The sequence below is a fragment of the Burkholderia contaminans genome (genome assembly GCF_029633825.1).
Lineage (GTDB): Bacteria > Pseudomonadota > Gammaproteobacteria > Burkholderiales > Burkholderiaceae > Burkholderia > Burkholderia contaminans.
In genome coordinates this window covers 1,007,221-1,030,163 of record NZ_CP090641.1, presented here as the reverse complement: position 1 = coordinate 1,030,163, position 22,943 = coordinate 1,007,221, and the positions used below count along the sequence as shown (strand labels likewise).

23 protein-coding genes and 1 pseudogene are annotated in these 22,943 nt (G+C 61.3%); 15 read left to right on the top strand and 9 right to left on the bottom strand.

Annotated elements, in window-relative coordinates; all coding sequences use genetic code 11:
• Nucleotides 1-99 precede the first annotated feature (99 nt).
• The 7 genes from LXE91_RS22365 to LXE91_RS22335 all read left to right on the top strand — a co-directional run bounded on the left by LXE91_RS22365 (nt 100) and on the right by LXE91_RS22335 (nt 5,608).
• The gene (locus tag LXE91_RS22365; RefSeq protein WP_039356621.1) at nt 100-1,257 is read left to right on the top strand and encodes an amine dehydrogenase large subunit; all 1,158 of its coding nucleotides are present in this window, start codon (nt 100-102) and stop codon (nt 1,255-1,257) included.
• Nucleotides 1,258-1,264: 7 nt separating this feature from the next.
• Nucleotides 1,265-1,819: a MauE/DoxX family redox-associated membrane protein gene (locus LXE91_RS22360; protein WP_278068168.1), complete on the top strand. Its 555-nt coding sequence runs from the start codon at nt 1,265-1,267 to the stop codon at nt 1,817-1,819.
• Nucleotides 1,816-2,448, top strand: a complete 633-nt coding sequence (gene mauD / locus LXE91_RS22355) for a methylamine dehydrogenase accessory protein MauD (protein ID WP_039356616.1) — start codon at nt 1,816-1,818, stop codon at nt 2,446-2,448. The genes LXE91_RS22360 and mauD overlap by 4 nt, the downstream gene beginning before the upstream one ends.
• Nucleotides 2,449-2,487: 39 nt before the next feature.
• Nucleotides 2,488-3,033 carry a methylamine dehydrogenase light chain gene (locus LXE91_RS22350; protein ID WP_039356613.1) on the top strand — a complete coding sequence of 182 codons (546 nt, stop codon included), beginning with the start codon at nt 2,488-2,490 and terminating at the stop codon, nt 3,031-3,033.
• Nucleotides 3,030-3,530 carry a c-type cytochrome gene (locus LXE91_RS22345; protein ID WP_039356610.1) on the top strand — a complete coding sequence of 167 codons (501 nt, stop codon included), beginning with the start codon at nt 3,030-3,032 and terminating at the stop codon, nt 3,528-3,530. Before LXE91_RS22350 ends, LXE91_RS22345 begins: the two co-directional genes overlap by 4 nt.
• 98 nt (nt 3,531-3,628) lie before the next feature.
• Nucleotides 3,629-4,069, top strand: a complete 441-nt coding sequence (locus tag LXE91_RS22340) for a c-type cytochrome (RefSeq protein ID WP_223274469.1) — start codon at nt 3,629-3,631, stop codon at nt 4,067-4,069.
• A gap of 33 nt (nt 4,070-4,102) precedes the next feature.
• Entirely contained in the window at nt 4,103-5,608 is a 1,506-nt protein-coding gene (locus LXE91_RS22335) for an aldehyde dehydrogenase family protein (protein ID WP_039356608.1), read from the top strand.
• A 137-nt stretch (nt 5,609-5,745) separates the two neighbouring features.
• Here the strand turns inward: LXE91_RS22335 and LXE91_RS22330 are convergent, their stop codons facing one another.
• On the bottom strand, nt 5,746-7,329 hold the full coding sequence (locus LXE91_RS22330; protein ID WP_039356605.1) for an isocitrate lyase: 1,584 nt from the start codon (nt 7,327-7,329) through the stop codon (nt 5,746-5,748).
• Nucleotides 7,330-7,875: 546 nt separating this feature from the next.
• Between LXE91_RS22330 and LXE91_RS22325 the strand changes: the two are divergent.
• Nucleotides 7,876-8,333, top strand: a pseudogene (locus LXE91_RS22325) (DDE-type integrase/transposase/recombinase); the annotation flags it as partial.
• A 172-nt stretch (nt 8,334-8,505) separates the two neighbouring features.
• On the opposite strand, the gene LXE91_RS22320 reads toward LXE91_RS22325, so the two are convergent.
• The 7 genes from LXE91_RS22320 to LXE91_RS22290 form a co-directional block, all read right to left on the bottom strand.
• Entirely contained in the window at nt 8,506-9,243 is a 738-nt protein-coding gene (locus tag LXE91_RS22320) for an OmpW/AlkL family protein (RefSeq protein ID WP_046196732.1), read from the bottom strand.
• A 148-nt stretch (nt 9,244-9,391) separates the two neighbouring features.
• Nucleotides 9,392-10,189, bottom strand: a complete 798-nt coding sequence (locus tag LXE91_RS22315; RefSeq protein ID WP_052760211.1) for an SDR family NAD(P)-dependent oxidoreductase — start codon at nt 10,187-10,189, stop codon at nt 9,392-9,394.
• Nucleotides 10,190-10,436: 247 nt separating this feature from the next.
• Nucleotides 10,437-12,008, bottom strand: coding sequence for an AMP-binding protein (locus tag LXE91_RS22310; RefSeq protein ID WP_039356602.1), 1,572 nt, complete (start codon nt 12,006-12,008; stop codon nt 10,437-10,439).
• A 13-nt stretch (nt 12,009-12,021) separates the two neighbouring features.
• Nucleotides 12,022-13,326 carry an acyl-CoA dehydrogenase family protein gene (locus LXE91_RS22305; RefSeq protein ID WP_046196734.1) on the bottom strand — a complete coding sequence of 435 codons (1,305 nt, stop codon included), beginning with the start codon at nt 13,324-13,326 and terminating at the stop codon, nt 12,022-12,024.
• A 39-nt stretch (nt 13,327-13,365) separates the two neighbouring features.
• Nucleotides 13,366-14,196 (bottom strand): enoyl-CoA hydratase/isomerase family protein, encoded by an 831-nt coding sequence (locus LXE91_RS22300; protein ID WP_039356597.1) that lies wholly within the window; start codon nt 14,194-14,196, stop codon nt 13,366-13,368.
• A 29-nt stretch (nt 14,197-14,225) separates the two neighbouring features.
• The gene (locus tag LXE91_RS22295; RefSeq protein ID WP_039356593.1) at nt 14,226-15,449 is read right to left on the bottom strand and encodes a thiolase family protein; all 1,224 of its coding nucleotides are present in this window, start codon (nt 15,447-15,449) and stop codon (nt 14,226-14,228) included.
• The gene (locus LXE91_RS22290) at nt 15,446-16,570 is read right to left on the bottom strand and encodes a saccharopine dehydrogenase family protein (RefSeq protein WP_039356590.1); all 1,125 of its coding nucleotides are present in this window, start codon (nt 16,568-16,570) and stop codon (nt 15,446-15,448) included. Before LXE91_RS22290 ends, LXE91_RS22295 begins: the two co-directional genes overlap by 4 nt.
• 210 nt (nt 16,571-16,780) lie before the next feature.
• Between LXE91_RS22290 and LXE91_RS22285 the strand changes: the two genes are divergently transcribed.
• Entirely contained in the window at nt 16,781-17,734 is a 954-nt protein-coding gene (locus tag LXE91_RS22285; protein ID WP_198113799.1) for a helix-turn-helix domain-containing protein, read from the top strand.
• Between the two features lie 116 nt (nt 17,735-17,850).
• Here LXE91_RS22285 and LXE91_RS22280 read toward each other — a convergent pair whose 3' ends face one another.
• Nucleotides 17,851-18,459, bottom strand: a complete 609-nt coding sequence (locus tag LXE91_RS22280) for a TetR/AcrR family transcriptional regulator (protein WP_039356587.1) — start codon at nt 18,457-18,459, stop codon at nt 17,851-17,853.
• A gap of 185 nt (nt 18,460-18,644) precedes the next feature.
• Here LXE91_RS22280 and LXE91_RS22275 point away from each other — a divergent pair, with 185 nt between their 5' ends.
• The 6 genes from LXE91_RS22275 to LXE91_RS22250 are packed head-to-tail and all read left to right on the top strand — an operon-like array spanning nt 18,645 to nt 22,942.
• The gene (locus tag LXE91_RS22275; RefSeq protein WP_198113800.1) at nt 18,645-19,475 is read left to right on the top strand and encodes an alpha/beta fold hydrolase; all 831 of its coding nucleotides are present in this window, start codon (nt 18,645-18,647) and stop codon (nt 19,473-19,475) included.
• Nucleotides 19,472-19,768: an extradiol ring-cleavage dioxygenase gene (locus LXE91_RS22270; RefSeq protein WP_039356584.1), complete on the top strand. Its 297-nt coding sequence runs from the start codon at nt 19,472-19,474 to the stop codon at nt 19,766-19,768. Before LXE91_RS22275 ends, LXE91_RS22270 begins: the two co-directional genes overlap by 4 nt.
• Before the next feature lie 7 nt (nt 19,769-19,775).
• Nucleotides 19,776-20,615 carry a DODA-type extradiol aromatic ring-opening family dioxygenase gene (locus LXE91_RS22265; RefSeq protein ID WP_039356582.1) on the top strand — a complete coding sequence of 280 codons (840 nt, stop codon included), beginning with the start codon at nt 19,776-19,778 and terminating at the stop codon, nt 20,613-20,615.
• A gap of 19 nt (nt 20,616-20,634) precedes the next feature.
• Nucleotides 20,635-20,979, top strand: coding sequence for a non-heme iron oxygenase ferredoxin subunit (locus LXE91_RS22260; RefSeq protein WP_039356580.1), 345 nt, complete (start codon nt 20,635-20,637; stop codon nt 20,977-20,979).
• A gap of 11 nt (nt 20,980-20,990) precedes the next feature.
• Complete coding sequence (locus LXE91_RS22255; protein ID WP_046196735.1) at nt 20,991-22,394, top strand: aromatic ring-hydroxylating dioxygenase subunit alpha; 1,404 nt, start codon at nt 20,991-20,993, stop codon at nt 22,392-22,394.
• Nucleotides 22,391-22,942: a 3-phenylpropionate/cinnamic acid dioxygenase subunit beta gene (locus LXE91_RS22250; protein ID WP_082139579.1), complete on the top strand. Its 552-nt coding sequence runs from the start codon at nt 22,391-22,393 to the stop codon at nt 22,940-22,942. The genes LXE91_RS22255 and LXE91_RS22250 overlap by 4 nt, the downstream gene beginning before the upstream one ends.
• Nucleotide 22,943 lies beyond the last annotated feature (1 nt).

Below are 22,943 nucleotides of genomic sequence, written 5' to 3'. Positions count from 1 at the left end.
CCCGAATCGGCATGCACGCGGTGCCGGTCCGGGTGCTGACCGGATTTATTGTCGAACTACAGTCGCCCCACATCACGTGATTCCCCAACTGGAGGCGACATGAGGACAAGGCGACGAACCGCGGTGCTCGCGGCGACGCTGGCGTTCGCGGCGGCGTGGGCCGGCGGCGCGAATGCGACGGAAAAGCCGGAGGAACTGGTCGTGCAGAAGATGCCGCCGTGGCATCCGCACGAGGTCTACATCGTCGACATCTCGATGCCGTCGATGACCGACGGACGCATCTACGTGTACGACGCCGACGCGAAGAAGCTGCTCGGCCAGATCGACGGCGGCTTCGGCCCGGGCTTCGCTATTTCGCCCGACCACAGGACGAGCTTCGTCGCGACGACCTACTTCTCGCGCGGCTCGCACGGCACGCGTACGGACGTGGTCGAGATGACCGACAACACGACGCTCGATCATGCGGGCGAGATCGTGATTCCGGCAAAACATGCGCAGCACGTGCCGTCGCCGTACAACACCGCGTTCAGCGCGGACGGCACGCGGCTGTACGTCGCGAACATCACGCCGGCCGCGTCGGTGACGGTGATCGACGCCGTGTCGAAGAAGGTGCTGTCGGAGATCGATACGGCGGCCTGCGTGCTCGCGTATCCGTCGGGCAACGACCGCTTCACCGCGTTGTGCGAAAGCGGCAAGGCGCTGACCGTCACGCTCGATGCGAACGGCAAGGAAGCGAAGCGCACGATGTCGGACGCGTTCATCGACGTCGACAAGGATCCGGCGTTCGTGAATGCGTCGCGCTACCAGGGCGGGTACCTGTTCACGACCTACGGCGGCAATGTGCGCAGCGCGGATTTCAGCGGCGACAAGCCCGCATTCGGCAAGCCGTGGCCGCTGTTGACGGATGCCGAGCGCGCCGAAGGCTGGCGCCCGGGCGGCATGCAGCAAACGGCCGTGCAGGCTACGCAGAACCGCTACTACGTGCTGATGCACAAGGGCGGCGACGGCTCGCACAAGGATCCCGGCACGCAGGTGTGGGTATTCGACCTGAAGTCGAAGCAGCGTGTCGTGCACTGGGATCTCGCGCAGCAGAAGGTCGATCCGCTCGTGTCGATCCAGGTCAGCGAGGACGACAAACCGCTGTTCTACGGGCTGACGGCGACGTCCGACCTCGTCGTGATGGATGCACGCACCGGCAAGCTGCAGAACGTCGAGAAGCAGATCGGCAACACGTCGTCGCTGCTCGTCAACCCGTGAGGCCGCGATGACACTCGATCCCGTACTTGCCACCAGCGCGCAGGCCGGCGCGGCCGTCGTCGTGCTGCTCGGCGCGTTCGCGAAGATGCGCCGGCCCGCCGCGTTCAGCCGTGCGCTCGCCGGCTACCGGCTGCTGCCCGACGCGCTGACCGCGCCCGTCGCGTTCGCGATTCCGCTCGCGGAGGCGATCGGCGCCGCGGCGCTGCTGTTTCCCGATACGCGCACGACCGGCGCGGTCGGCCCGGTCGCGTTGCTCGTGGCCTTCGCCGCCGCGATTGCGATCAATCTCCTGCGCGGCCACACCGACATCGATTGCGGCTGTTCCGGCTTCGCGGCGGCGCGCGCCGATGCGCCGCGCGGCATCGGCTGGCTGCACGTCGGGCGCGCGCTGCTGCTCGCCGCGCTGGCCGCGACCGCGCTCGTCGAGCCGGGCGCACGCGCGGTCGTGTGGTTCGACTACCTGACGCTGTTCTTCTCCGTGCTGCTGATCGTCTGCGCGCTGCTCACCGTCGACGTGCTGCTCGCCAACGGTCCGCGCCTTTCCCACCTGAGGAATTCATGATGCAAACCGCTCTCACCGTTTCCACCGCCCTGCTGTGGGTGGCCGTCCTCGCGCTCGGCGCGATCTGTCTCGCGCTGGTGCGCCAGATCGGCATCCTGTACGAACGCATCATGCCGGCCGGCGCATTGATGATCGACAAGGGGCCGGCGGTCGGCGCGATCGCGCCGACATTCGAACTGACCGACATTCGCGGCTCGCAGGTGAAGGTCGGCGGCTTCGACGCGTCGGGCAAGGCGACGCTGCTGTTCTTCCTGTCGCCCACGTGCCCCGTCTGCAAGAAGTTGCTGCCGCTGCTGCCGTCGCTGCAGGCAAGCGAAGCGACGCCGGTGAACATCGTGCTCGCGAGCGACGGCGATGCCGACGAACACGCGCGCTTCGCGCGCAAACACGATCTCGGGCGCTTCCCGTACGTGCTGTCGCAGGAGCTCGGCCTCGCGTACCAGATCGGCAAGCTGCCGTATGCGGTGCTGCTCGACGAAAGCGGAACGGTGCGCGCGAAGGGGCTCGTCAACACGCGCGAGCATCTCGAGAGCCTGTTCGAGGCGAAGGAGCGCGGCGTCGCGTCGCTGCAGCAGTTCGTGCACGGCGATCACGGCCACGACCACGACGCGCACGCGCAGCACGCATGACCGGCCGACCCTCTTTCAATTTCAAGGGAGCACAACGACATGGGCTTGTTTGATTCATGGTTCGAGCGGTCGGCGCGCGGCGTCGCGCAGCACAGTTCGCGGCGCAGCGCGATGGCGAAGCTCGGCAAGGTGCTGGTGGGAACGGCGATGCTGCCGCTGCTGCCCGTCGATCGCACCGCGTATGCGGCCGATGCGGCATCGGGCGCTTCAGCCGCTTCCGGCGGCGCCGCATCGGGAGCGAGCGACGACCCGATGAGCTGCGACTACTGGAAATACTGCGCGATCGACGGCTGGCTGTGCAGTTGCTGCGGCGGCACGTCGAGCAGTTGCCCGCCGGGCACGACGCCTTCGCCGATCACGTGGATCGGCACCTGCCGCAATCCGCACGACGGTTCGGACTACATCGTGTCGTACAACGATTGCTGCGGCAAGACGTCGTGTGGCAAGTGCTTCTGCAACCGCAACGAGCGCGAGAAGCCGCTGTACAAGCTGTCGCTGAACAACGACATCAACTGGTGCATGGCCAACGGAAATTCGAACTATCACTGTTCGGTTTCGGTTCTGCTGGGAGCCGCAAAACAATGAAAGGGAAGCAAGCGGGAAAGCGCGTCGTCGCGAGCATGACGGCCGTGGCGGCCTTCACGCTGGCTGGGGCCGCCGGCGCACAGGAAGCCGTGCATTACCCGGCCGGCAAGAGCCTGTTCGATGCGCAATGCGCGGTGTGCCACCAGGCGGGCGGAAAGGGGCAGGACGGCCTTGCGCCGCCGCTCACCGAGTATCCGGGCAAGTACGCGACCGCCGAGCCTGGGCGCGCGCAACTGGTCGCGACGCTGCTGCATGGGATGTTCGGCGAGATCACGGTGCGCGACAAGCATTACAACTTCAAGATGCCGTCGTTCGCGAGCGCGAGCGACGACGATATCGCGCACGTGCTCAACTACGTCGTGTTCGATCTCAACGCGCAGCATGGTGACGCGAAGCCGTTCACGGCGGCCGATATCCGCGCGGCGCGCGCGAAGGCGATGGACGGCACGGCCGTTCATGCTCAGCGCGAAGTCGTCGTCAAGGGGCTCGGCCTGTGAAGCGCGCCTGGGCGACCGGTGTTGGCGACGCCGCGCTGCGCCCGCAGGGCACGGTGTCGTCGTGGCGCGGCGGCCTGTCGCGTCGCGTGGCGTCGTTGATGCTGATCGGGGCGGTCGGTGGTTTGACCGCGGCACCCGTGCATGCCGAAGGCGCCGCCGACGCGGCGCTCGCGCGGCAGCACTGGGTGCTCAACTGCATGGGCTGCCACACGGCGACGGGCGATGGTATCCCCGGCAAGGTGCCGCCGCTCGCCAACTCGCTCGGCTATTTCACGCATCTGCCGGCCGGGCGCGAGTACGTGATGCGCGTGCCCGGCGCGTCGAACTCGGCGCTGTCGGACCAGGATCTGGCCGACGTGCTCAACTGGGTACTCACGACCATGAACCGCGATGCACTGCCGCGCGACTTCAAGCCTTATACGGCCGCCGAAGTCGCCGCGCACCGCCGTCCTGCCTTTTCCGACGTCGCGACCGTGCGCGCCGGCCTCGTGCGCGCATTGCAGGCACGGGGGATCGACGGCGTCACCGATCGCTACTGACCGACCCATTCAGGAAACCGAGGAATCAAGAAGATGGAGACGAACGAACATTTCCCGCTGCTCGACGCCACGCGCGCGTTTCTCGCGAAGCCTAAACAGATGCTGATCGGCGCCGAGTGGTGCGATGCGGCGTCGTGCCGCCGGCTCGACGTCGTGAACCCGGCCGACGGCAGCGTGCTCGCGCATGTGCCCGAAGCGGACGAGCACGACGTGCAGCAGGCCATCGCCGCCGCGCGGCGCGCGTTCGACGCGGGGCCGTGGCGCTCCGCGAAGACCACCGACCGCGAGCGCCTGCTGCTGGCGCTGGCCGACCTGATCGACGCGAATGCGCGCGAACTGGCCGAGATCGAGTCGCTCGACAACGGCAAGCCGGTGACGGTGGCGCAGGGGCTCGATGTCGCGATGGCCGCGCAGTGCTTCCGCTACATGGCCGGCTGGGCGACGAAGATCGAAGGCAGCGTGATTGACGCGGGCATGCCGTATATGCCGGACAGTGAAATCTTCACCTATACGCGCAAGGAACCCGTCGGCGTGGTCGGCGCGATCATTCCGTGGAATTTCCCGCTGCTGATGGCCGCGTGGAAGCTCGCCCCGGCACTGGCCACGGGCTGCACCGTCGTGTTGAAACCCGCGGAAGACACGCCGCTCAGCGCGTTGCGGCTTGGCGAGCTGATCCAGGCGGCCGGCTTTCCCGACGGCGTCGTCAACATCGTCACCGGTTACGGTCACACGGCCGGCGCCGCGCTGTCGCGCGATCCGCGCATCGACAAGATCGCGTTCACGGGCTCGACGCAGACGGGCAAGACGATCGGCCACGCGGCGCTCGACAACATGACGCGAATGTCGCTCGAACTGGGCGGCAAGTCGCCGGTGATCGTGTTGCCCGACGTCGATCCCGACAAGGCCGCACTCGGCGTGGCGAACGCGATCTTCTTCAACCAGGGGCAGGTATGCACGGCCGGGTCGCGCGCGTACATCCATGCGAAGGTGTTCGACGACGTGATCGAGCGCGTCGCGAAGATCGCCGCGAGCCTGAAGATCGGCCCGGGGATGGACCCGTCGACGCAGATCGGCCCGCTCGTCTCGGCAAAGCAGCGCCAGCGCGTGTGCGGCTATATCGACTCGGGCTTCGGCGAGGGCGCCCGCGCCGCCGTGGGCGGCCGTGCGATCGACGGCCCCGGCTTCTTCGTCGAACCCACCGTGCTGGTCGACACGACGCAGGCGATGCGCGTCGTGCGCGAGGAGATCTTCGGGCCGGTGCTCGTCGCGATGCCGTTCGACGACGTCGATACGGCCGTGCAACTCGCCAACGACACGCCCTACGGCCTCGGCGCGAGCATCTGGTCGAACGATCTTTCCGCGATCCACAAGCTGATCCCGCGCATCGCGGCCGGCACGGTGTGGGTCAACTGCCACTCGCTGCTCGACAACGCGATGCCGTTCGGCGGAATGAAGCAGTCGGGTTTCGGTCGCGAACTCGGCCGTGCCGTGATCGACCAGTACACGGAAAGCAAGTCGGTGATGATGAACTACGCATGAGCGCAGCGGTGCGCGCGTGCGCTTCGTCGAGCTGCCGGCCGCGCCGACGGTGCTGGCGCACGTGTTCGCGCGGGTTATCGGGGAATAAAAAAAACGCCAACCCGAACGGGTTGGCGTTTCGCTGGCGATGACCGGTATCAGAACTGGTTCATCGTGTTGTCCTTGCCTGCCGCCTTCAGCGCTGCTTCGCCGCTGAAGTATTCCTTGTGATCGTCACCGATGTCCGAGCCGGACATGTTCTGGTGCTTCACGCAGGCGATACCCTGGCGGATTTCCTTGCGCTGCACGCCGGCCACGTAGCCCAGCATGCCCTGGTCGCCGAAGTATTCCTTGGCCAGGTTGTCGGTCGACAGCGCGGCGGTGTGGTACGTCGGAAGCGTGATCAGGTGATGGAAGATGCCTGCTTCACGCGATGCGTCGGCCTGGAACGTACGGATCTTCTCGTCGGCCAGCTTGGCCAGTTCCGTCTCGTCGTATTCCACGCTCATCAGCTGCGCACGGTCGTAGGCCGACACGTCCTTGCCCTCGGCCTTCATCGCGTCGTACGCCTGCTGACGGAAGTTCAGCGTCCAGTTGAACGACGGGCTGTTGTTGTACACCAGCTTCGCGTTCGGGATGACCTTGCGGATTTCGCTGACCATGCCGCCGATCTGGGCGATATGCGGTTTTTCGGTTTCGATCCACAGCAGGTCGGCGCCGTTTTGCAGCGACGTGATGCAGTCGAGCACGCAGCGCGCTTCGCCCGTGCCGGCGCGGAACTGGAACAGGTTGCTCGGCAGGCGCTTCGGACGCAGCAGCTTGCCGTCGCGCTTGATGACGACGTCACCGTTGCCCAGCTGGTCGGCCGACAGTTCTTCGCAGTCGAGGAAAGAGTTGTACTGGTCGCCCAGGTCGCCCGGCGTGTTGGTCACGGCGATCTGCTTGGTCAGGCCGGCGCCCAGCGAGTCGGTACGGGCGACGATGATGCCGTCGTCCACGCCCAGTTCCAGGAACGCGTAGCGGATCGCGCGGATCTTCGCGAGGAAGTCCTCGTGCGGCACCGTGACCTTGCCGTCCTGGTGGCCGCACTGCTTCTCGTCGGACACCTGGTTTTCGATCTGGATGCAGCATGCGCCTGCTTCGATGAACTGCTTGGCCAGCAGGTACGTGGCTTCCGCGTTGCCGAAACCGGCGTCGATGTCGGCAATGATCGGCACGACGTGCGTGACGTGGTTGTCGATCTTGTCCTGGATTGCGGCCTTCGCGGTGGCGTCCTTGGCGGCGTCGAGCTCGCGGAACAGGCCGCCGAGTTCACGGGCGTCGGCCTGGCGCAGGAACGTGTACAGCTCGCGGATCAGCGCGCTGACCGAAGTCTTTTCGTGCATCGACTGGTCCGGCAGCGGGCCGAACTCGGAACGCAGCGCAGCGACCATCCAGCCGGACAGGTACAGGTAGCGGCGTTCGGTGCTGTTGAAGTGCTTCTTGATGGAGATCATCTTCTGCTGGCCGATGAAGCCGTGCCAGCAACCCAGCGACTGCGTGTACTTGGCCGGGTCGGCGTCGTAGGCGGCCATGTCGGCGCGCATGATCTTCGCGGTGTACTTGGCGATGTCCAGGCCCGTCTTGAACTTGTTCTGGGCACGCATGCGGGCGGCGTACTCGGGGCTGATCGCATTCCATGCGCTGCCGTGGTTTTCTTTCAAACCGGCAACTGCCTTGATGTCGTCTTGATACTGGGCCATGTCAATCTCCTGGGAGCAAAGCGCGTTTGAGTAACGGGTTGAGCGTGTCCGCTACGTCTGTCGAAGCGGACTGCATGGGATAAATAGTAGCGCCGCCCGCAGAGCTTTTGGTGATGTCTTATATAAGACATAAGACATTATTTTTTGTTGATTTTCAAAGAGTTACGCGGCGATTTTTGCAATGCAAAACAAGTTTTCAAGCGACGAAAAGGTGTCGGCGCGGGAGTTCGGCGCGAATTTCGCGATACGAAACGCGCTTTCGGCTGCTGGAGATCAGGCCAGCTTCACACGCGCCCGTGACACCCGTTCGTCGGGGCGGGGCGCGTGGGGCTGAACCGAAGCCGCGCCGGCTGTTGCTTTCGGTTGGGTCCGGATATGAGCTTTGAACCCCTTTAGCGCCGAGGCTTTGCGACGGACGCGCAAGTACAGGAAAAGCGACCGCACAGTGACGGGGGGCGAGGAATGCGTCGAGACCGAAGTTTTTGATCAGATGGGGATAGGGAACCAACGAGTCCGGCCGATCCGGTGCTCGCAGCGCGCAGGAGAGGTACGTTGATTGGCCGCTTCAAGGTCAGCCGCCTGATGGAAGAACTTGGACTGATCTGCGAGCAGCCGGGTCGACATGCCTGCAAGCAGGCCACGGTCGAGCGGATCGATATCCCGAACCATCTCAATCGTGAATTCGAAGTTGGCGCGCCGAATCAGGTTTGGTGTGGTGGCATTACGTATGTCTGCGCGCAGGGCCGTTGGCATTATCCGGCCGTGGTACTCGATCAGTTCACGCGTCGGGTGGTCGGCCGGGTGTTCTCGACACGCCCGGATGCCGATCTGGTCGTGCGCGTGCTGGAGAGGGCCTAAGAGCAGCGCGGTCGACGCAAGGCTTGCTGTTCCACTCGGTTGAATCCGTCCACTATGCAAGCCGGAAATTCCGTCGGCGCCAGTGGCGCTATCGGACGCAGCAGAGCATGAGCCGCCGTGGAGATTGCCGGGACAACTCCCCGATGATCTATTGAATAGTTGACAGAAACACGAGTTCAAGACGCCAGCGGCCTGCCTCGACCGATCTCCGGCTTTGATCTTGTAACGATGTGGAAATCGGTCAACCTGGAGCGAAAATGATTGCAGTTAAGCTCCAGGGGTGCAGCGCCATAGAATTTTCCTGTATTCAGTCGAATACTAGAATTTGTACGCGAGACCAAGGTAAGTGACGAGCGGCCGCAGGCGTACCTTCGCATGACTAACGATCTCCTGCCTGTTTGCGGTTCTGCCGGTTAACGTGACGTTCGTATCGGTCGGGATATACGCGAGCAATACACCGACGGACCATCGGCGATTTATCTGATAGTCGAGTCCAGCCTGGACTACGGGTGCCCATGAGCTGGATGCCGAGGCGGTGGCGGTTCCACCGGGGCCGAAGCTTTGCTCGACAAATGCCCCGTTTGTGACCCGTGTGTTGGTGAACCACGTGTAGTTGACACCAACGCCAACGAAAGGTCGAAACCGACCGTCTGCCTGGCCGAAGTGATAGCGCAAGACCAGTTCCGGCGCCCATGTTCGAGTATCGCCCAGCACGCCGTATCCGTTCATCACGCCGCGACCTTCGAGCTGCATACGGCCCGGCCAGCCGCCGAGAAACGCAACGCCGATTTGATCGGTGAAAAAGTGTTCGAAGGTGAATGCCGGTAAATCAGAGCTTCTGGCGCCGGCGCCTGAACCCTCTATCGGGGAGTTAACGGGCATCCCGCCGATGCTGCTTACAGTAAGCGGGCCGCTGCCCGTTTGAGGCGCAACATGCGCCCAACCAAGGCTGAGAACGTTGCTGCCCGCTGCTTGCGCGTAGGCTCCGTCAATCGACCCGGCAAACAACATCAGCCCAGCCACGCTTGCAGTTCCAGCGCCTTTCAAATTCCACATGATTGTCTCCGGTTTATTTTTTTCATATTTGATGCTTGAAACGCCAGTCGTTGTTCCGGCTGGTTCAGCCGTTCGAGAGCGCAGCTCGCGACCGCTTTTCATCGATCGCGAGCTGCGTAATACGAAGTTGAACCACGCAAAGGAATGGCTAGACGCCCAACTTGCGACGCACGAGCGTGCCGTAGCTGTCTGGAAACAGTCGAGCAATCCATTGCAATGAGCGAGCGCCATTTCCCACCAGCAGTCGCTTGTTTCCTCGCACGAGGCCCGCCACGATCTCTCGCGCGCACTGCTCGGGTGTGGTGGTCATCTGCCGCTTGTTGGCAGCCAATAGCCGGCGCTCGAATTCCGTCTCATGCGCGGCTTTGGGTACCTTGCTGATACCGGTGTTAATGCCCCCGGGATGCACGAGGACAGCTCTCACACCGGTACCTTCAAGTTCCTGCCACAGTGTCTCTGTTAGCCCGCGTACGCCGAACTTGGAGATCGTGTAAGCAGCTGAGCATGGTGTTGCCACCAATCCGAAAACGCTCGACACATTTACGATGCAGCCTTGACGTCTGGCCAACATCATTGGTAAAAACGCCTTCGTGCCGTAGATCACACCCCACAGGTTGATTCCGATGACTTTCTCGAATTCCTCGAGCGTCGCGTGTTCGACTGTGGCTAGCACCGAGGTACCAGCGTTATTAATGACGAAGTCTATTTGACCGAAGTCTCTGACAACGTCATCGGCATGGCGGAGCATTGCCTCCCGGTTTGAAACATCCAGCACATATGAACCGGCCGAGACGCCGACTGGCAGTTGCGCAAGTGTCTGCGCTAGCCCGCTCTCGCTTATGTCCGACAACGCGAGACGCGCGCCCTTAAGCGCCAGCTCGATCGCTAATGCGCGGCCGATGCCCGAGCCGGCGCCGGTGATGACTACAACCTGGTCTTTGAACACGTCCTGTCCTTCCGGCATCACGATGTGCCGTAAACAACTAATTGACCGGCGAGACAGAGATGTCCGAACCGCCCTTGGCGTTTTGAACATCTCTAAACTTGACATACGATGGTGTCGTATTAATGAGCGCCAATTACAATAGATGAATAGGCTATTCAAAAGAGATAATTAGTATTATTAAAAACTGAAATATCCGGTTGTAGATGGATCAGTTTCGTAGAAGCACTATTGAATAGCCGGCGTCTCGTCAAATTCTTCGTGATTTATCCCGCCAGAACGGCTCACGTACGTCTTTTTTCAGAACCTTGCCGTTCGGGCTGCGAGGAAGTGCGTCGATAAAGACGACCTTCTTCGGCGTTTTGATTCCCCCCAACTTTGGGCGGCAATATGCAATGATTTCTTCCGCGGTTGCTTCGGCACCCTGATTGAGCTCGATCACCGCCGTGACTGCCTCGCCCCAGTCGGCATCGGGAATGCCGATAACGGCGCAGTCTTGAACCGCCGGGTGCGTCCAGATGACTTGTTCGACCTCGCTCGGGTAGACATTGAATCCCCCGCTGATGATCATGTCCTTCTTGCGGTCGGTAATATGAAGAAAACCCTCGGAGTCCAGATAGCCGACGTCGCCGGTATGTAGCCAGCCATCGATGATCGTCTCGGCGGTTTTGTCGGGTGCCTTGTAATAGCCCGCCATCAACAAGTCGCCGCGCACGCAGATCTCACCGGTCTCGCCAACGGGAAGGATCTTGCCGCTCTCGTCGAGCACTTCCACTCGCACAAATGGTGCGGGGCGTCCGGCGGCCGACAAGCGCGCATCTTCGGCGATTTTTCCGTCACGGAAGTGTTCTTCCGGGCGCATGAACGCAATCGCCGAAGGTGCTTCGGCCTGGCCATATCCTTGAAACATCACGGGACCAAATACTTCAATGGCACGGCGCAACTTCTCGGTCGACATGGGCGCCGCGCCATAGATGAAGTACTTCAACGACGAGAAATCTCGCTTCTCGATTCCGGGCATCTCCAACAGGCGATAGATGACCGTGGGCGGGAGATACAACTCCGTGACACGATGTTTCTCGATCAGGTCCACCAGGAGATGTAGGTCCATTCGGTTCATCACCACGATCGTACCCGCGCGTGCGGTGCACGGCAGGGTGAGCGTGCCAGCGGCATGTGTCATTGGCGCCGCGACAAGATTCACGATCGGCTCGTCGGACGCATACGGGGCCGCGAACATCTGGTGCAAGGCGCTCACCGACAAACTTCGGTGGGTGTTCATTGCCCCTTTGGGCGCGCCTGTTGTTCCACCGGTCGGCATGACGCCGGCCAAGGCGTCCTGCTCGGGGATGTGGCCCGGAATCGAATCAGATGCACCTTCCGTGAGAGAGGAGAGCGTAATTGCGCCGGCCGTTGATGCTGCTTCGGGACTTTGACCCAACGAGATCACGGTATGCAATTTCGTAAGGCCTGGACGGATTCCTTCGACTAGCGGGAGGAACTGCTCGTGGCAGAACAGCACTTCGCAGTCGAATCCATCCAGAAGACGCTGGATCTCCTCCGGCGGATTGGCTGGATTGACCGGGACCCAAGCCATCCCGGCACGCCACATCCCAAGCACGCACCCCCACGCCGTGGGGTCATTGCTCGCCAGTACCGCGCCCTTTGCTTCGCGCTCGAGACCGCGGCTCAGTAGCGCGTTGCCGACACGACAGGACAGCTCGCCAATCTCCTTGTAAGTGAAATTGCGATCATCCGCGATAAAGGCAATCTTATCCGGCGCCGTCCGCCATCCGCGATCGAAGAAATCAGTAATAGCCATACAAGTTCCTGTCTCAAAACCCGATTCGATTGCCGCGATAAAGCAGCGAGTTCAGGTATCCGAATTTCATGTTGAGAAGATGATTTTCGCCGTCCTCGATCCGCGCGGCCCGCGCGTCGCGGAAGAGCTTTTCGAGCGGGTACTCGCGGGTCAGACCGTATGCGCCGAAGAGTTGCAAGGCTTCGTCGACTACCTCGAAGGCGAGGTCGGTGCAGGTGACTTTGGACCCGCCCGTGAAGTACGGATGCTTGGCCGGCGAAAGCAGCGTGTACTCGGTGGCGCGACGAGCCACGGCACGCATGGTTTCCACCTTTCGAGCCATCGCACCGAGCCGGTACTGGACCATTTGATGGTCGGCGAGAAGGGCGCCGCCCTGGCGCCGCTCGTGGACGTACTCGAGCGCAAGCTCGAATGCTGCCCGGGCCATGCCAGTTGCCATCTGACCCATGCCAACGCCGGCTGTAGACCAGGTGCTTGCGTGACCACGCCAATATTCGTCCCCGGACGACACCGCATAGCGCAAGGGCACCTTGACGTTGTCAAAGTAAATTTCGCCTTGGGGCAAAGCCCGTTGTCCCAGCTTTTCGAGCGGCTTGCCTCGGCTTACTCCCGGGAGGTCCAAGGGCACAATCACTTCGATACCGTGTGGGTGACCTTCCTCGTCGAAGAACCCTTTGCCGTAATCGGCAACGATCGTCAAAATCGCAACCTGCGCGACCGAGCCATTGGAAACCCACGCGGAGCTTTGCCCGTTGATGACGATGTCTCCGCCGTTGACCTTCGCGGTGAGGTTGCCCTTGTTGCCTTGCGGCGCGAGAGGGTGCCGCTCCCCCGGATAGAGCATTGTCCCGTCCGAGCCGCGATCCGGCTGAGTGGCGATCCAGCACCCTAGTTTGTTCGCCGTCAACTCGATCAGTTCATGGTTGGCGGCTCGCTTGGCCAGCATGTTGGGGAACGCGGCAGCGGCTAGCGACACCGTCAGTCCTACGTCGCCCCAACCAAATTCCTCGATGACGATAGCCTGAAGCCGGGCTAGCGTCTCGGGCGGAACGTCTCCGGCGTCGGTGTCGAAACTGACCCCCGAGGCGGCGGCCGTCTTGATGAATTCCCAGTATGGCGAGCCAGGTGCAATCGCCTCCTCGGCACTGAGCTTGTCGATTGCGATCGCCGCCGGGCGCATCACGTCACGTGCAAATCTGTGCATGGCGTGCTGGACGGTTCTTTCTTCGTCGCTGAGCACTTCAAATCCCGTTAGTTCTACATACGGGAGTCCGGGCCGCACTGAAGCCGGTGTATTGCGTTCCGTCTGCTGACTCATTTTCGGCGTCTCCGTTTCGTTTCTTTACGGTGGTTTCTGCTACTTCGCGGCGGCGAGGTGCGCCGGGAGGTCGCGTTCGTGCTCGACATCCTGCATTTGAGCCATTCGTTCAAGGCTTTCGCGAACGGCGGGAGTATCCACGAGCTGCATGAATGCCGCGTTTTCGCTCGCAAACCCTGCAAACTGTGCATCGACGGCGGATCCAAAGACGCTCTTGATGACTTCGTCCACCGCGGCGACCGAGCCGGCAGGGCGCGTTGCGACATCATGGGCGAGCGTATTCACATAGGCGTTCAGGTCGTCGCGCGCGAGCGAGCGATTCACAAAGCCGTAGGCTGCGGCTTCATCACCCGTGAAATCGCGAGACGACAAAATCACCTCGCGAGCGCGAGCGGGACCGATCAGCATCGCAAGCCGCGTAGTACCGCCGCCGGCCGGCAGGATTCCGCCGCTGGCCTCGGGCAAGCAGAATTTGCTTTTCGGCGTGCTGAACCGCATGTCCAGCGCGAGAATGAATTCCAGGCCAGCGCCGCGGCAAATTCCGTCAACCACGCCAATAGTCACTTGAGGCAGGATCTGCCATGCTGTTGCGAGCGCCTGCATCACGTTGATGTCGTCATAACGGCTGCGCGGTGCAGTCGGATCGTTCGACAGTCGAAGCAGATCGTTCAGATCGAAGTGAGCGACGAAGAATTCGGGGTTGGCACTGCCGAAGACGACGACTGCGGTCTCACGGTCAAAAGCCAGCGATCCTGCGAGATCGAACAACTCGCCGATCATCTGGGCGTTGATGAGATTCAACGGGGGATTGTTGAAGTCGACGAAGAGCGTCCGGCCGTCGCGCCGAGTGTTAAGTGTCTGGTAGGTCATAGTCTCCTCCGGGGTTGGATGCGGACGACTCAGGAGCCGAGAATGGTGATTGCGGCGGCGGCCTCTTCACCGGCGTAGAGCCCGCCGCCGTTTTCTGCAAGTGCAATGCGGGCGCCGGCGACCTGGCGCGCTCCACAATTGCCGCGAAGCTGCTGCACGAGTTCGTAAATCTGCGCGAGGCCCGAGGCACCCATGGGATGTCCCTTGGACTCAAGGCCGCCCGACGGGTTGATGGGCATGCGGCCGCCCAGCCTGGACGCGCCGGACTCCACGAACCGGCCACCGGAACCGATCTCGCAAAATCCAAGCAATTCCGATTGCAGGAGTTCGCCGAAGGACGATGCGTCGTGGACTTCCGCTACGGAAATGTCCTGTGGCCCGACACCCGCTTGTTCATAGGCGGCTTGCGCGGCCAGGCGGGTGACGGAACGGTCCCATGCGGATAACGGACGCACGGTCCCGCTTTGCAGAACGGCCGCAAGGATACGAATTGGCCGGCTACCGTCGAGACGTTTCAAGCCGGCTGCGTTGCAGACGACGACTGCCGAGGCTCCATCTGTTAGCGGTGCACACATTGGAACGGTGAGCGGGCCCGACACCGGGCGTGCAGCGAGGATTTCCTCTACGGACATCTCGGCGCGGAAGTGCGCGAGCGGGTTGTGTACGGCATGCTCGTGATTCTTCGAGGCGATCAGAGCCAGTTGTTCCCGAGTCGTACCGAACGCGTTCATGTGCGCTCTCGCGAGCGCCGCATAGACGTCCATAAACAGGCTATGAGGCTTCCCGTCATCCGGAAGCGCACCACCGAGTTCCTCGAGCACGGCACGGACGCCTTGCCGATCGTTGACGTCGACACCGCCGTCAAAGACGCCGAGTGCTTTCGTCTTGTCGCCGATGCTGAGCTTTTCGGCGCCGACCGCCAGAACAATGTCGGCGGCTCCAGAGCGCACATGCATGATGGCTTGATGCAATGCCGTGGCCCCCGTCGCACACGCGTTCTCGACATTGACGATCGGGATACGTTCGAAGCCCATCGATCGAAGCGCCATCTGACCGGCCACTACGACTTGACCTTCCAGGACGTCTTGGCAGGTATTGCCGAAATATGCGGCTTCGATGGCGGTAGGATGAACGCCGGCATCGGTGAGCGCGCCGACGACCGCGGCCTGCGTCAGTTCCTTGACCGACACGTCCGGCCTGACACCGAATTCGGTCATGCCGACGCCGGCGATCCAAACGGGCATGTGGGTCATGCCACCGTCTCCTCGGTGACGCGAGCCAGGCCGTAGGCTTCCAACGCACCCAGAAGCTCGCGATGTCCCAGCAGTTGTGCCGGGGAGCGGAAGCCGACTCCGCTGAAGGTATTGCCGATCAATCGCATTGCCGCGTAGGCTTGCAACAAGCCGGTGATCTGATAGCCGGACGTGCCGTGAATGACGGTGCGCGCCGTGACGTTGTTGCCCCGACCGATACACCAGTCAATAGAGCGATGTACCTGCCGGTTTTCTCGGGGAGGGGTGTTCGGCGTCATGCTGGCCGCAACACGATCCAGCACAGGGTGCAATTTTTCCTCGGGTAGCCACTGGAACATGACCTTGAACATGCGCTCCGCGGCTCGAACGCGCTGAGGAATGTCGCCCTTGTCGTTGCGCATCGCGACGAACATGCGACAGTTGCGTACCCGTCGATCGTCGCGGAAGAAGACCGGCAATGCGGTGCCGCCCCACTGAAGGCCGGGCACGACGTACGCAGTGCCCGGTACGACCATGTCCTGCTGCACGATTCCGTCGTATTTCTTCAGGACGTTGTCTTGCAGATAGTACGAGTCGGTACGAATCACGTCGAACATCGATTGGCTCGACCCAACCGTCGGGATGGCGTTGACGTATTCGCCGAGCTCGAGGGTGTCGATTCCAGGTGTTTCCAACACGATGCGGGCAGCGATGTCGTGCACTGCGTACTGCATCGATACCGCAGTGGAGACAACCAGTCCGGCCGCGGCAAACTTCGGACCCCAGTGGTCCAGCAGTTGAAGATGGTGTTGCTGTTCGCCAGCGGTATCGAGATAGTGGCAACCGGCACGTAGCGACGCTTCGAGGACAGCGGGACCATATCGCAGGAAGGGGCCGACCATATTGCAGACGACTTTTCGGCCTTTGAAAAGCGCTACCAGCGATTCGACAGAGCCGTCGACTTCGGCAATCTCGTAGTCGGCAGTCTCGATCCCGGGGACGGAATCCATGACTTCCTTGAGCTTGGCCTTGTTCCGCCCCGCGGCGACAAAGGGAATGCTGTACTCACGCAGGTACTCAGCCACCAGCCGTCCGGTATAACCACTGGCGCCATAGATGACGACAGGACGCAATTCGCTCATCGTCTCCTCCTATTTAATAGTTTGGTTACTGTTGGTGATGACTGAATGTACGAGGGGGCGGACATCGCGCGCTTGCACATGAGCGCATACGACTTGTCGATTTGTGCAGCACGCGCCTGGGTCGGGGTTTTCACGCGCTTGACGTCGTGCTGTCTTGTCCACAGGATCGGAAATTGTCTTACTGGTAATTTCACGATGGAGAGGAACCCCATGGCAGCTGTCACTTGGTCGACCCACGGGTTGCCTCAAAGGCTTGTGCAGGATGCGTTCGCCAGCAAGCTTTCCGATCTGCATGTGACATGGGCGTTATCGATTCCAGAGCCGCGAGGTTTTGACGCATCGGTGCGATACCGGAAACTGGATCGGCTAACAATCGGGGAATTGAAAAGCGGCCCACTCGCAGGGCAACGCATGGCAGTCAACCAAGCGCCGATGCTGGGTGTACTGATGAACCTCAGCGGCCAATTGAAATGTCGGTACGAAGGTAGACGTGAAGTCGTGTTGCCGCCCAATCACCTGTTGATTTGGGATAGCGAATTGGGGTTCGACTTTGACGTCGAGGACGCGCATCGGGAGGTTTACTTGCTCGTGCCCCGTGAGCGAGTTCCGTCGGTGGTCGCGAGGACGGCAGCGAATCTGCGCGGCGCAGTGCCTGCGGCCCCCGGTTCCGGGCTTCCGGCTATAGCGGCAGAGCAACTTCGCGCCATCTCCCAGGAATTGGATCGACTGTCCGACGGTGCCCTGGCGCTTGCGTGCCAGTCGTTCTTCGACTTGCTCGACGCGTCTCTCACGGTCGACACCGATCGCCCGTCGTCAAAGGCGTCGCTGCTAAATTCCATTCGACAGTACATCGAGGACAACCTGGATGACCCGGAGTTGTGCGCTGCGTCAATTGCAACGGCGCATCGGATTTCAGTGCGCACGCTTCACATCGCTTTCGCGGGCACGGGTACGACGGTTGGCCGATGGATTCGCGACAGAAGGTTAAAGGTCTGTTACCGCGAGCTTTGTGCCGCGGCTGGAACAAAGACCGTGACCGATGTCGCCTACCGGTGGGGGTTTAACGACGCGGCTCACTTCAGCCGTACGTTCAAGCAAGCATTTGGCGTTAGCCCGAGAAGCCTGAGGGTGAGTTCGCCCGTTTCAACTCGCGACGATTGCTGAGTCGGCTCGTTTGAAGAATGTGCGGTGCGGACGCCGCCGTTAGCGGGCGAAGTCCAGTTTCTCGGGACACAGTGCTTTCCGGCCTTCGAGCGAAGTGGTTCGGTAGCCGTTGCACCTCAGTCTTCGTTGGCGTCGCTCAGCAGCATCTGTTCCATGAAAAGGCGCCGCTCGTCCTTTTGTTTGCCGGTCCCCTGATTGGACAGCAGCGACTCGGCTAGTTCGTAACTGTAGAGCGCGAACGCGCGTTTGCGTGATTCGGCGATGTCGAAGCCAAGTGCACTGAAGCATTGGGCAATATACGACAACCGTTTTCCATCCACTTCATCCACGAATTGGCGTGCCATTTCGTCCCGCCTTGCCCAGCCCCGGATCGCTAGCTCCGTCGCTGCGGCAGCCTGCGCCGCTTCGCCGTGAAACGGCAGCGCGAGCAAATCGCGCAGCAGTTGCCGCGCCTTGACGTTGCGCTTTTCAAAGCGATCGATGATTTGCTCCGTTGCCGTATCGCGCCACCAGGTCAGCAAGTGACTCAAGAGATCGTCTCGATCCTTGAAGTGCCAGTAGAAGCTGCCTCGTGTGACGCCGAGATTCTTCGACAAAACCTCAACGCGAACGGCATCCACGCTCTTGTCGACCAGGACATCCGCAGCTGCGCGAATCCAGTCGTCCGGGGTGAGCTGGGGTTTGCTCGATGAGTCCATCGCAGGTGGGGGGGAAGAGCGTGGCATCTGGGCTTCGGGTAACGAAAAGGGGCATTTTACCTGAGTCGAAAATACATAAGTGTATGGGTGAGGGAATCATCGTAAACGCTAGTTCTCGAGACAGCATATCGGATTGACAACCGGTAGTCCGCGCTCTACGATCCGTTCCATACACATACGTATGTGTTTGGAAAGGACGAGGAGAGCAAAGAATGGGCGAGTTGGCGGGTGTGGGCAAGATGCTGGTAGCGGCGGATCATCGGACGAACTATCACGAGCTCGGGCGGGGCAAACCCCTGTTCTTGCTGCACGGTTCCGGTCCCGGGGTGTCCGGCTGGACCAACTGGAAGGGCGTGGTGAACGAGCTCGGCGAACACTTTCATGTGATCGTGCCGGACATTGCCGGTTTCGGCTTCACCGAGTTCAAGGAAGGAAGCAAGTACGACATCAAGCTTTGGGTGCGCCATCTCACGGGCATCATGGACGCGCTCGCGATAGAGAAGGCTTCTTTCGTGGGTAATTCGTTCGGCGGCGCATTGGCTATTGGTCTCGCCCTTTTCGACAAGCAACGCGTTGACCGGCTGGTGTTGCTTGGCACTCCTGCAGGTGAATTCGAACAGACCCCCGGCCTGCGGTCGGCATGGACGTATGAACCGTCGCTCGAGAACATGGAGCAGACGATGCGTTTGTTCCCTTACGACCAGACGATCATCACCGAAGAGATGGTCCGGACGCGTTATGAGGCCAGCGCTCGTCCTGGTGCGCAAGACGCCTTGCGCAAGCTGATTCCGAGGCCGAATGACGACGGGCCGACGATCGTCAAGGGATTTCCCGCGTCCGCCGTTGCCGGCATCGAAGCGCCGACGCTCGTGCTGCACGGGCGCGAGGACAGAGTCGTGCCGCCTGCTTGCGGTGCGCTACTCGCCCAGCACATTCCCAACGCCGATCTGCACCAGTTCGCCAAGTGCGGCCACTGGGTGCAAACGGAGCGCCGAGACGATTTCCTCCGGCTCGTTACGGATTTCGTTGGACAGCCATCATGAGCCGCAACAGCGTGGAGCGTGTGCTGCATCAGCTGTGTATCGATCGCGGTGCCAAACAGCGGTTCAAAGAGGGCGCGGAGCAGTTCCTCGAGCGCTTGCCGCTGACTGATGACGAGCGCGCGATGATCTTGTCGTTCGACGTGAAAGGCCTTCAGCGATACGGCGTGAACAGCATGCTGACCATGGGTTTTTGGCAGGAGCTCTCGCCGAATCGCGACATGAGGGCCTATCTGTCGCGTCTGCGTGACGTGAAGGATGGGGAAGCGGTGTTTGCAGCGGCACTGAAGGGGTAGATCAACTATGGGAAAAATCGTAGGAGCGTTTCTGGTTCCGCATGATCCCGTCATGTATGTGGCGCCGGAGGCGCCGGCGAAGCAGCAGCGCGATGCGGTCTGGCAGGCCTATGCGGCGTGCGCGCAGCGCCTGCAAGAACTGGAGCCGACCACCGTAATCATCATCGGCTGCGATCACTACATCCTGTTCGGTCCGCAGTGTCTGCCGAGCTACCTGATAGCGACCGGAGACGTCGACGGCCCCATCGATCAGCTACCCGGACTCAAGCGCGCTGCGTTCAGCAATAACGAGGCGCTGGCGACACATATCGCTGCTTACGGACGTGAAAACGGATTCGATTGGGCGGTGGCGCGCGCGTTCACGGCCGACCATTCGGTGGCGATTCCTCAGCAGCTTGTCGTTGATCCGTTGCGCATGATGGGCGTAGATGTCAAAACCATTCCGGTCTATCTGGCGTGCGGCGTCGATCCATACATCACATTGCGGCGATCGGCGGAACTGGGCGAACAGATCAGGCGCGCCGTGGAGGCCTTCCCAATCGATGAGCGCGTCGTCGTGATCGGCAGCGGTGGAATAAGTCACTGGGTAGGCTCTGCCCAAATGGGGCGAGTGAACGCCGTGTTCGATCGCGAAATCATCGGGTACGCCGAGGCAGGCGATCTCGATACGCTATGCGCGTTGTCGGACGAGTACATCCTCGAGCATGGCGGTGAGGGTGGAATGGAAATCCGCAATTGGGCCTGCGCCATGGGAGCGCTCGAAGGCGCCCGCGGAGAAACGATTGCCTACGAGGCAGTGCCGGAGTGGGTGACCGGGCTGGGATTCGTACAGCTGCATCCGCAGTGAAGCGAGAAGGATTCCTGAGATGAGCAACAAGATTTTCTTGATCAAACGAGACCAGCTGCAACCAGGACAGGTGTGCAAGGTCGACCAGTCGAGCTGCCCGCTTGCGGTCTACAACATCGACGGTGTTTTCTATGCGACGTCCGATATGTGCACGCATGCGACCGCTTCGCTTTCGGAAGGAGAAATTGTAGACGGCGATCTGATCGCCTGCCCGCTCCACGATGGGCAATTTCATATTCCGACCGGGCAAGCGATGGCGTTCCCATGCACGGTGGATCTGCGGACTTACAAGGTGATCGAGGAAGGCGACGATATTTACGCCGACCTTGAACAGGAAGCGGACGCGGCGGCGTCGGCAATCTGAGGAGCGAAGAAATGACACACGAGTGCACTGGAAGCTGCGAGCGGCTGCGCAAGGATCCGGCTAGCGAGCCGCTTGCCGGCCTCGACCGGCTGATCGATCTCGACGCCGGGCGTCTGTCGCGCAGGGTCTATTGGGATCAGCGCATCTACGAGCAGGAGCTCGAGAAGATCTTTGCCCGGAGTTGGCTGTTTCTCGGGCATGAGTCTCAAATTCCAAAGGCCGGCGATTATCTGACGACCTATATGGCCGAAGACAACGTCATCGTCGTTCGCCAGAAGGACGGATCCGTCAAGGCGTTCCTCAACACCTGTCCGCATCGTGGCAACAAGCTGAACTTCACGGACGCCGGTAACGCTCGCAGTTTCGTCTGCAACTATCACGGCTGGGCTTTCGGCATCGACGGTGCGCTGCGCGGCATGGCCGGCCAGGAATTGTTCGACGAAAGTGGAATGAATCGTGCCGAGCACGGCCTGCACCCCGTCGCTCAGGTCGCAACTTACAAGGGCCTGGTATTCGGCAATATGGATCCGGATGCGCCCTCGTTGAACGAATACCTTGGCGATTTTCGGTACTACCTCGACGTGATCCTCGATATGGACGAGGAGGGCACCGAGTTTGTCGGCGGCTGCGTCAAGTCGGTGATCAACTGCAATTGGAAGATTCCGACGGAAAACTTCATCGGCGATATCTACCACGCGCTCTGGACGCACGACTCGGCGGCACGCGCAATGCTGGGCGGACCGGTCGCGGAAGTTTATAAGGATCCCGACTCGTACCATGTGAACTTCAACGGCCACGGCTGGGAGTTCAATCTCGACGTCATCGGCAACGCAGCTACGTTGGGCGAAAAGGACATTCGCAAATATCTGTATGGCATTCAACCGAAAGTTGCGGAGCGACTTGGCGAGTTTCGCTCCAGGATGATCGGTTCGATTTCATCCGTCAGCGTCTTTCCGAACCTGTCGTTCCTGCCGGGCCAGAACACTTTCCGCGTCTGGCATCCGCGAGGACCGGGCAAGATCGAACTGCACACGTGGACCATCGTCAACAAGAGCGCGCCGCAGGAGATCAAGGACAAGTGGCTTAAGGGGACGATGATGACGTTCTCGCCGACGGGTGTGTTCGAGATGGACGACGGCGAAAATTTTGAGTTTTCGACGCGTACCAATGCGGGCTTCGTCACGCGGCAACAGGACTTGTACATGGGGCTTGGTCGCGGCAGCCGTCTCGAGGACAGCGACTTGCCCGGCAATGTTTACCGGAATCAGGTCAACGAGGCCAACCACCGAGCGTTCTATCAGCGCTGGCTCGATCTGATGCAGGCCCGCTCGTGGAGTGACGTGCCGAAGCGCGACTCGGCGAGGCTTGATGAGAATGCATTTGTCCACGGGCAGGCAGCAAAGGAGGTCGCATGAGTGCGGTACCTACGCTCGTATCCGCCGACCCGGCGGATGGCTCGGTGGATCGGGAGGTTGCCTATCGCATCGAGCAGTTCCTCTTCCGTGAGGCACGGCTGCTCGATACGGAGGCATGGGACGACTGGCTCTCGCTCATGACGGAGGATATCCATTATTGGATGCCTGCCATCGAGAACCGCAGGCGCGCAGACAAACTCGGCGCATATGCCCCGGGTCGCGCCGCTTACTTCGACGACAACCACTTCGATCTGACGCGCCGCATTGCAAGGTTCAAGCAACCGTCGGCATGGGCGGAGGATCCGCCAACCCGGCATGTGCATGTGATCAGCAATGTGGAGGCGTTGCCCGGTTCTCGGCCTGGCGAGTATGTCGTCCATTCCGTCTTTGTCAATTACCGCAGCCGCGGCGAGGCGGACAACGACCTGCTACTCGGCAGACGCGAGGATCTACTCCGCGAATTCGACGGCAGCTTCAAGATCGCGAGCCGCAAGATCGTCATCACGCAATCGCTGCTGATGTCCAAGAACCTTAATACGTTCCTTTGAC